The 9,878-nt window shown below is 68.0% G+C and carries 3 protein-coding genes, 1 tRNA gene and 1 rRNA gene; 4 read left to right on the top strand and 1 reads right to left on the bottom strand.

The genetic code is table 11. The features are described from left to right. The 3 genes from rrf to ACIBJH_RS38450 form a co-directional block, all read left to right on the top strand. Positions 1–87, top strand: a 5S ribosomal RNA gene (gene rrf, locus ACIBJH_RS38460); the annotation flags it as partial. 113 nt (positions 88–200) lie between these two features. Then, on the top strand, positions 201–863 hold the full coding sequence (locus ACIBJH_RS38455) for a DegT/DnrJ/EryC1/StrS family aminotransferase (protein WP_399121571.1): 663 nt from the start codon (positions 201–203) through the stop codon (positions 861–863). Positions 864–958: 95 nt separating this feature from the next. Next, a tRNA-Thr gene (locus tag ACIBJH_RS38450) sits at positions 959–1,034 on the top strand. A gap of 51 nt (positions 1,035–1,085) precedes the next feature. Here the strand turns inward: ACIBJH_RS38450 and ACIBJH_RS38445 are convergent. Then, the gene (locus ACIBJH_RS38445) at positions 1,086–3,836 is read right to left on the bottom strand and encodes a SpoIIE family protein phosphatase (protein WP_399121566.1); all 2,751 of its coding nucleotides are present in this window, start codon (positions 3,834–3,836) and stop codon (positions 1,086–1,088) included. Positions 3,837–4,220: 384 nt separating this feature from the next. On the opposite strand from ACIBJH_RS38445, the gene ACIBJH_RS38440 reads away from it, so the two are divergent. Next, the gene (locus ACIBJH_RS38440; RefSeq protein WP_399121565.1) at positions 4,221–9,689 is read left to right on the top strand and encodes a HAMP domain-containing protein; all 5,469 of its coding nucleotides are present in this window, start codon (positions 4,221–4,223) and stop codon (positions 9,687–9,689) included. The last annotated feature ends 189 nt before the right edge of the window (positions 9,690–9,878 follow it).

The raw sequence follows: 9,878 nt of genomic DNA, 5'->3' as shown, positions 1-9,878 counted from the left end.
GGTTACATTCCGAACCCGGAAGCTAAGCCTTACAGCGCCGATGGTACTGCAGGGGGGACCCTGTGGGAGAGTAGGACGCCGCCGAACAAATATTGAAAGGGTTGGACCCTGAACTTCGGTTCGGGGTCCAACCCTTTTTTGTTGGGCGTCACTTGAAGTTCACATTGCGCAATCACCATCCGAGCATGGGTACTGCTGCAATGCTCAGGGCCGCAGGCGTCGGACTCGGTGACGAGGTCGTCGTGCCGGCGTTCGGGAACGTGGAAGTCGCCGAGGCTGTCACTCTCGCGGGTGGGCTGCCGGTGTTCGCCGACATAGATCCGGTGACCTACTGCCTCGACGCGTCCGCTGTCGAAGCGGCCGTAACTCCGCGTACTGCGGCGATAGTTGTCGTACATCGTTTCGGTCGGTCCGCTGATGTCGCGCGGTTGCTCGGGGTCGGGCAGCGGCATGGGCTGCTGGTGTTGCAGCAGGGGGAGTCCGAGGCGCCGTACGACGAGGTGGCTCAGCGGCGGGAGCGGGCCTCCTATCTTGATGCGAAGTTGCGTGGGGTGCGGACGCCCGACGGTGGGGACGGGCACACCTACCAGCAGTACGTCGTGCGGGTGCTGGGGAACGGGCGGCCGGATCGTGATGCCTTCGCTCGGGCCGTGCGGGGCAGGGGGGTTGAGTGCCGGGTGCCAGTGAAGACGCCTGTGCATCGGCTGCCGGAATTCCGTCGGTGCGTAGCTCTGCCCGAGACCGAGCGGGCCGCGGACGAGACGCTCGCGCTGCCGGTGGACGCCTCGTTGACCAAGCGGGAGATGCAGCGGATCGTGTCCGCTTGCAACGCGCTCGGGGGACTGTTGCAGCCCGCTTTCTGACCGAGTCGGGGTCGGGCTGCGGTGGTTGGGCGCACGGGCCTGTTCGGGGTATGATTCTTTTCGTCGCCGCGAGGGAAACCTCGGGAAAGCGACAGGCCCTCTTAGCTCAGTCGGTAGAGCGTCTCCATGGTAAGGAGAAGGTCAACGGTTCGATTCCGTTAGAGGGCTCCAGTAACTGAAAGGCCCCGCCCAATTGGGCGGGGCCTTTTGCGTGTTGGGGTGTCAGTCCTTCTGGAGGCCCGGGACTCGCATGGCGAGGATGGCCATGTCGTCGGACGGGGCGTCCGACGCGAAGCGTTCGACCGCGCGCATGATGCGAGCCGCGACCGCGCCGGCGGTGAGGCCCGTGCAGGTGGTGAGGACGTCCGTGAGGCCGTCGTCGCCGAGCATGCGGGTGCCTTCGCGGCGTTCTGTGACGCCGTCCGTGACACACAGGAGGACGTCGCCCGGGTCGAGGGTGACCGTCTGCTCGTAGAGCTCCAGGTCGTCCATGACACCGAGGAGGGGCTGCGGTTCGGCGGCCGGTTCGACCGTGCCGTCCTGGCGGAGGCGGAGCGGGAGGGGGTGGCCGGCGCAGACCACCTTCAGCTTGGCGCTGCCGTCCTCCTGGGGCCACAACTCGCCGTAGAGGAGGGTCAGGAAGCGGCTGCGGGCGCCCTCGTCGAGGATCGCGGAGTTGAGGCGCTCCAGGACCGCGGGGCCGCCGAAACCCTCTCTGGCGAGCAGACGGAGGGCGTGGCGGGCCAGGCCGGTGACCGCGGCCGCCTCGGGGCCGGTGCCGCAGACGTCGCCGATGGCGAAGCCGTAGACGCCGTCGCGGATGGGGAACAAGTCGTAGAAGTCGCCGCCCACTTCGTTGCCCTCGCCGGCCGCGCGGTAGATGACCTCGACCTCTACGCCCTCGATGTGCGGGAGGTCGGGGGGCAGGAGGCTGCGCTGGAGGGACTGGCTGATGGCCGTGCGCTCCGAGTACAGGCGGGCGTTGTCGAGGGCGAGGGCGGCTCGGCGGCTCAAGTCCTCGGCCAGTTCCAGGATTTCCTGGCGGAAGTGTTCGTCGGTGGGCTTGCCGAGGGTCAGCATGCCGATGACGCGGTTGCGGGCGACCAGGGGGAGGACCACGGTCTCGCCGCCAACCGCGGAGGCCGTGGCGAGGGTTGGGCCGATGCCCGAGCTGACGCGGCGGGTCGGTTCGCCGAGGCCGAGGTTGCGCATGGAGGTGCGCAGGGCCGCCTGGTGGGCGGCCTCGGCGGGGGCGGCCCAGACGCGGGCGCCGGGGGTGGGTACCGGGTCCGGAGGGGCGATCTTCGAGAGCAACGACTTGATGCCGTCGATGAGTTCCTCGTCCTCGTGCAGGACGTACGAGAGGTACGGGTCCGAGGCCTGGTCGGCGATCGTGTAGACCGCGCACCACGTGGCGAGGGTCGGAACCGTCATCTGGGCCATCAGGGCCAGGGTCTGGTCGCGGTCCAGGGTGCCGGCCAGGAGGTCGGAGGCCTCGACCAGGAAGCTGAGCGAGCCGCGGCGCAGGCGTTCCAACTCGCCCAGGCGGGCCGATTCGACCGCCAACGCGATGCGGTCGGCGGCGAATTGGAGGCGGAGGGCTTCTTCGTTCGAGTATTTGTTGGGGCCTTCGGCGGCCACCCCGAGGGAGCCGGTGAGGCGGCCCTCCACCTTCAGGGGGACCGTGACGACCGAGCGCATTCCGGTACCGCTGAGGAGCGGTACGGCGCCCGGTACGGCTTGGAGGTCCTCGTGGACGGCCGGCATGCGGGCGGAGCCGTAGCGCCCAGGGCCCGCTTCGACGGGCACGCGCGCGAAGCGTTGGCGTGCGGAGGGGAGGCCGGTGGAGGCGCGGACCTCCAACTCCGTTTCGTCGTCGGTCGCGAGGAGGAGGAAGGCGGAGTCTCCGTCGAGCATGTCGCGGGCGCGCTCGACCGTGCGCTGGAGGAGGCCGTCGAGGTCGTCCGGTGCGGGGGAGCCGATGAACACCTCGAAGGGGTCGGTGTTCTGGCCGTCCGGGGTGGACGCGGCATCGGGGGCGGGGCCGCGCAACGGGGTCTGCAGAACCGCGCGTTCGTGGTCCCTCACCAGGAGGCACACGGTTGACGGTTCGCCGCCGGTGTCGCGGACGCGGAGGTGTGAGGCGTACACCGGGATCACGCGGCCGTCGGCCCCGCGGATGCCGTAACTGCCCTCCCAGCGCGAGAGGCGCAGTGCCTCGGCGATGCCGGTGCTGGTGCCCGGGGTGTGCGGCCAGGCCGCGAGGTCGGTCAGGGGCTTGCCGGTGACCTGCTCGGGGGCGTAGCCGAAGAGTTCCTCGGCGTCCTCGTTCCAGGACGCGATGGAGCCCGTACGGTCGATCTGGACGACCGCGACGCGGACCCTGCCGTCGGCGAGCGGGAGGAGAGCGGCCGGGAGGGACGGGCCGGCCGTGCGGGTGCCCACCGGGCGGGCGGGGAGGTCGAGTTGGAACCAGACCAGCTTCTGTGTGGGGGTGTAGTCGACGCCCCAGCGGCTGGCCAGGGCCGCGCACAGCTGGAGGCCCCGTCCGCCCTCGCGGTCCGGGCTGCTCATGGTGATCGCGGCCCCCTGGAGGGGGATCTCGCGTTCCGGATAGTGGTCGGCGACCTCGATCCGCACGCCGTCGTCACTCCGTAGGCACAGAACATCCGCGGCTGTGCCCGCGTGGACCACGGCGTTGGTCACCAGCTCGCTGGTGAGGACCACGGCGTCGTCGACGATGTCGGCGAAGCCCCACCCCTGCAGGGTGTCGCGGACGAAGGACCGCGCGGTGGCGACCGATCGTCCGGCGGGCTCGAAGCTGGCTGCCGCGCGCGCGGTGATCACAGAACTCCTCGGCCTGTTGTCGGCGGGCAGGGACCCATGGCCGATCGGCGCCTGCCGGGGCAACGGCTGGTTCCCGGTCGGCGGGGGATCCTGGGGCGTTCCTCCAGGATGCAGTCCGGTGGTCATGGTGCGGTGCCCCTCCGATGCCTGCCCGCTCGTGCTCGTGCCACCGCCCAGGCCGGACGGAACCGGCGCGGCTGGACAGCCGCATGCAAGGTTACTTACCTTCACCCTCCATGCGGATGCCGGTCCGCAGTGTTTCCGCCCTCAGGGTGTGCGGACCGTGTGCGAAGCTGCCGAACTGTTATGGCCTGGTTCAGGCAGGGTGAAACACTGGGCAGGATTCTGGTGAAGGTCCGGGCAGACCGGGTGTCTTCTGTGTACTGCGGGCAGCAGGCTTTGTTGAAGGTCGGCAAACCGGGCAGAGATACGCGGCAGTGACCGAAACGCCGAGCAGCAGCACCCAGTACGGCAGTAGCAGCAATGGTCGACCCCTGCGGGAGGGACACAGTGGAGTCTGGCGCAGCGACGCGGGCCACCAAGACGCGCGCGAAAGGCGGACAGTCCCTGAAGAACCAGCGCAAACCGCGCAATGGGACCACGGAAGTGGACGCGGCCTCCTTGGACCGGCTGCTGACCGCTCTGGTAGCCATGCGGGACGGGAACTTCCGCAAGCGGCTCACGGTGTCCGGCGACGGCGAGATGTCGGAGATCGCCGCCGTGTTCAACGAGGTGGCCGACCGCAATCTGCACCTCACGGGCGAGCTGTCGCGGGTGCGCCGCATGGTGGGTCGTGAGGGAAAGCTCACGGAACGGCTTGAGACGGGCGCCTGCGAGGGTTCCTGGGCCTCGGCCATCGACGCCTCCAACGCCCTCGTGGACGACCTCGTACGGCCCGTCTCAGAGGTCGGACGGGTGCTCTCCGCGGTGGCCGAGGGTGATCTGTCGCCGCGCATGGAGCTGCGGACGCAGGCACAGGACGACGGGAACGGGCATCCGCTGCGCGGGGAGTTCCTGAAGGTCGGGCGGACCGTCAACAATCTGGTCGACCAGCTGTCGACGTTCACCGACGAGGTCACCCGCGTGGCAAGCGAGGTGGGCACCGAGGGCAAGCTCGGTGGGCAGGCACGTGTGCGTGGCATGTCGGGCTCCTGGAAGGACCTCACGGAGTCCGTCAACACGATGGCGTACCGGCTGACGGCCCAGGTGCGGGACATCGCGCTGGTGACCACGGCGGTCGCCAAGGGTGACCTGTCACGCAAGGTCACCGTCCATGTCGCCGGCGAGATGCTGGAGCTGAAGAACACCGTCAACACGATGGTGGACCAACTGTCCTCGTTCTCCTCCGAGGTGACGCGAGTCGCCCGCGAGGTGGGCACCGAGGGCGAGTTGGGCGGCCAGGCGCAGGTGCCGGGTGTGGCCGGGGTGTGGAAGGACCTCACCGACTCGGTCAACATCATGGCCGGCAACCTGACGGCTCAGGTGCGCGGGATCGCCCAGGTGACGACGGCCGTCGCCAATGGTGACCTGTCGCAGAAGGTGACCGTGTCGGCGCGGGGCGAGGTCGCCCAGCTCGCCGAGACGATCAACCAGATGACCGAGACGCTGCGCACCTTCGCCGACGAGGTCACGCGCGTGGCCAACGAGGTCGGTGCCGAGGGGCAGCTCGGCGGACAGGCGAACGTCCCGGGTGCGGCGGGGACGTGGAAGGACCTCACCGACTCGGTGAACACGGTCTTCCGGAACCTGACGATCCAGGTGCGGGACATCGCCGCCGTGACGACCGCCGTGGCCAGTGGTGACCTGTCCCAGAAGGTCACGGTGAACGTCGCCGGCGAGATGCTGGAGCTGAAGAACACCGTCAACGGGATGGTTGATCAACTGTCCTCGTTCGGTGCCGAGGTCACGCGCGTGGCGCGCGAGATCGGTGTCGAGGGCGAGTTGGGCGGCCAGGCGCAGGTGCCGGGCGCGGCCGGTACATGGAAGGACTTGACCGACTCGGTCAACACTGCATTCCGCAACCTCACCGGCCAGGTGCGCAACATCGCCCAGGTGACGACGGCCGTGGCCAACGGCGATCTGTCGCAGAAGGTCACCGTCGATGTCTCCGGCGAGATGCTTCAGTTGAAGAACACCGTCAACACGATGGTCGATCAACTGTCGTCGTTCGCCGACCAGGTGACGAGGATGGCCCGTGACGTGGGAACGGAGGGCCGGCTCGGCGGCCAGGCGCGTGTGGACGGCGTGTCGGGCACCTGGAAGGAACTCACCGACTCCGTCAACTCGATGGCCGGGAACCTGACTTCCCAGGTGCGCAACATCGCCCAGGTGACGACGGCGGTGGCCCAGGGCGACCTGTCCCAGAAGATCGACGTGGACGCGCGTGGGGAGATCCTGGAGCTGAAGAACACCATCAACACGATGGTCGATCAACTCTCCGCGTTCGCCGACCAGGTGACCCGGGTGGCCCGAGACGTGGGCACCGAGGGCCGGCTCGGCGGGCAGGCGCAGGTGCCCGGCGTCGCGGGTGTGTGGCGCGACCTGACCGACTCGGTGAACGGCATGGCCGGCAACCTCACCGCCCAGGTCCGCAACATCGCGCAGGTCGCGACCGCGGTCGCCCGGGGTGACCTGTCCCAGAAGATCACCGTGGACGCGCGCGGCGAGATCCTGGAGCTGAAGAACACCCTGAACACGATGGTCGACCAGCTGTCCTCGTTCGCCGAGGAGGTCACGCGCGTGGCCCGCGAGGTGGGCACCGAGGGCCAGTTGGGCGGTCAGGCCGAGGTCCAGGGTGTCTCCGGCACCTGGAAGGACCTCACGCAGTCCGTGAACTTCATGGCGAACAACCTGACCATCCAGGTGCGCCAGATCGCCGAGGTCACGACCGCCGTCGCCAAGGGCGACCTGTCCAAGAAGATCACTGTTGACGCGAAGGGCGAGATCCTTGAGCTCGTCACGACGGTCAACACCATGGTTGATCAACTCTCGTCGTTCGCCGAGCAGGTGACCCGCGTGGCCCGCGAGGTGGGCACCGAGGGCATCCTGGGCGGCCAGGCGCACGTGCCCGGCATCACGGGCATCTGGAAGGACCTCAGCGGCAACGTCAACCTGATGGCCAACAACCTGACCATGCAGGTGCGGAACATCTCCCAGGTCGCGGCGGCCGTCGCCAACGGCGACCTGACCCGGACGGTGACGATCGAGGCGCGCGGCGAGGTCCAGCAGCTCGCCGACACCTTCAACACCATGGTGAAGACGCTGAGTTCGTTCGCCGACCAGGTCACCAAGGTGGCCCGTGAGGTGGGCACGGACGGCATCCTGGGCGGCCAGGCGCACGTGCCGGGGGTGGCGGGCACCTGGAAGGACCTCACCGACTCGGTGAACGGCATGGCGTCCAACCTGACCGGCCAGGTGCGCAACATCGCGATGGTCACCACGGCCATCGCCAAGGGCGACTTGACCAAGAAGATCGACATTGACGCCCGCGGCGAGATCCTGGAACTCAAGACGACGATCAACACCATGGTTGATCAGCTGTCAAGTTTCGCCGAGGAGGTCACCCGAGTGGCCCGCGAGGTGGGCACGGAAGGCCAGTTGGGCGGTCAGGCACGCGTGCGTGACGTCGACGGCACCTGGCGCGACCTCACCGAGTCCGTGAACGAGATGGCCGGCAACCTGACCCGCCAGGTGCGTGCCATCGCGCGCGTGGCGACCGCGGTGACCCGGGGCGACCTGAACCTGAAGATCGACGTGGACGCGTCCGGGGAGATCCAGGAACTCCAGGACTACATCAACAAGATGATCGCCAACCTGCGCGACACCACGATCGCCAACAAGGAGCAGGACTGGCTCAAGGGCAACCTCGCCCGCATCTCCGCGCTGATGCAGGGCCGCCGCGACCTGGACGACGTCGCCTCGCTGATCATGAGCGAGCTGACACCGGTGGTCTCCGCGCAGCACGGCGCGTTCTTCCTCGCGCTGCCCCTGGCGGACGTGGAGGGCGAGGAGGCGTACGAACTGCGCATGCTCGGGTCCTACGGCTACTCCATGGGCTCCATGCCGACGTCGTTCAGGCCCGGTGAGGCGCTGATCGGGACGGCCGCCCAGGAGCGGCGCACGATCCTCGTGGAGAACGCGCCCAGCGGCTATCTGAAGATCTCCTCGGGGCTCGGGGAAGCACCGCCCGCGCAGGTGATCGTGCTGCCGGTGCTGTTCGAGGGGAAGGTGCTCGGCGTCATCGAGCTGGCCTCCTTCACGCCCTTCACCCAGATCCAGAAGGACTTCCTCAACCAGATCGCCGAGATGATCGCGACCAGCGTCAACACCATCTCCGTCAACACCAAGACGGAGCTGCTGCTGAAGCAGTCCCAGGAGCTGACCGAGCAACTCCAGGAGCGGTCGGACGAGTTGGAGAACCGGCAGAAGGCACTCCAGTCGTCCAACGCCGAACTGGAAGAGAAGGCCGAGCTGTTGGCCCAGCAGAACCGGGACATCGAGGTCAAGAACACCGAGATCGAGGAGGCCCGGCAGGTCCTGGAGGAGCGCGCCGAGCAGCTCGCCGTATCGATGCGCTACAAGAGCGAGTTCCTCGCCAACATGTCGCACGAGCTGCGCACACCGCTCAACTCGCTGCTGATCCTGGCCAAGTTGCTGGCCGACAACGCGGAGGGGAATCTCTCCCCGAAGCAGGTCGAGTTCGCCGAGACGATCCACGGCGCGGGCTCCGACCTGCTCCAGCTGATCAACGACATCCTGGACCTGTCGAAGGTCGAGGCGGGCAAGATGGACGTCTCACCGACGCGCATCGCGCTCGTCCAGCTCGTCGACTACGTAGAGGCCACTTTCCGTCCGCTGACCGCGGAGAAGGGCCTCGACCTGTCCGTGCGGGTGTCGCCGGAACTGCCCGCCACGCTCCACACCGACGAGCAGCGACTGCTCCAGGTGCTGCGCAACCTGTTGTCCAACGCGGTGAAGTTCACCGACTCCGGGGCGGTCGAACTGGTCATCCGGCCGGCCGGCGCGGATGTGCCGATGGCCATCCGGGAGCAGCTCCTGGAGGCCGGTTCGCTGCGGGACGCGGACGCTGACCTGATCGCGTTCTCGGTGACCGACACCGGGATCGGTATCGCGGGCAGCAAGATGCGGGTCATCTTCGAGGCGTTCAAGCAGGCGGACGGTACGACCAGCCGCAAGTACGGCGGTACGGGCCTGGGGCTGTCGATCTCCCGGGAGATCGCGCAGCTGCTCGGCGGTGAGATCTTCGCGCAGAGCGAACCGGGACGCGGTTCGACGTTCACGCTGTATTTGCCGCTGCACCCGAGCGAACTGCCTCCGCAGGGCTATCAGCAGCTGCCCGCGCTGGAGGCGGGCGACCTCGTGGCGTCCTCCGCCGCGGAACTCGCCGAGCTGTCGGAGCGGAGCGAGGTGGGCATCGAGACGCCGGCCGAGGTGAAGTCGTACCACGAGACGCAGAACGGTGCCGCGGCGCTCTTCAGGAGGCGTCGTAGGGCCGTGGAGCAGTCCGCCCTGCTGGGGCAGACCGTACGGGACCAGTGGGCGTCCGAGGAGACTGCGCCCCCGTCGCGCCGGGGCATCCGGTTCAGCGGGGAGAAGGTGCTGATCGTCGACGACGACATCCGCAACGTCTTCGCGCTGACGAGTGTCCTGGAGCAGCACGGGCTGTCCGTGCTGTACGCGGAGAACGGCCGTGAGGGTATCGAAGTCCTGGAGCAGCACGACGATGTGACGGTCGTTCTGATGGACATCATGATGCCCGAGATGGACGGATACGCGACGACGACGGCGATCCGAAGGATGCCGCAGTTCGCCGGGCTGCCGATCATCGCGCTGACCGCGAAGGCGATGAAGGGCGACCGGGAGAAGGCGATCGAGTCGGGCGCCTCGGACTATGTCACCAAGCCGGTCGATCCCGATCACCTGTTGTCGGTGATGGAGCAGTGGATGCGTCCGGAGTGACGGAAACGACCGGACCTGACGGGAAAGCAGTGGGAACGGTGTGGGGAACGTTCGGTGTGCACGCGGAGTTGCTGACTGAGTGTGTCCGAAGCCGTGTAGAAGCACGGGATTCGGGGAACCTTCTGGTCTCCCGCTACGTTTCTGCTTCGTGCACAGTGACATCGCGGTGACAGGGTGTGGCGACAGGCG

Origin of the sequence: Streptomyces sp. NPDC050548 (genome assembly GCF_044457385.1) — a bacterium.
Lineage (GTDB): Bacteria > Actinomycetota > Actinomycetes > Streptomycetales > Streptomycetaceae > Streptomyces.
Note: the sequence above shows the minus strand (reverse complement) of the source record. Positions and strands in the feature narration are given on the sequence as shown.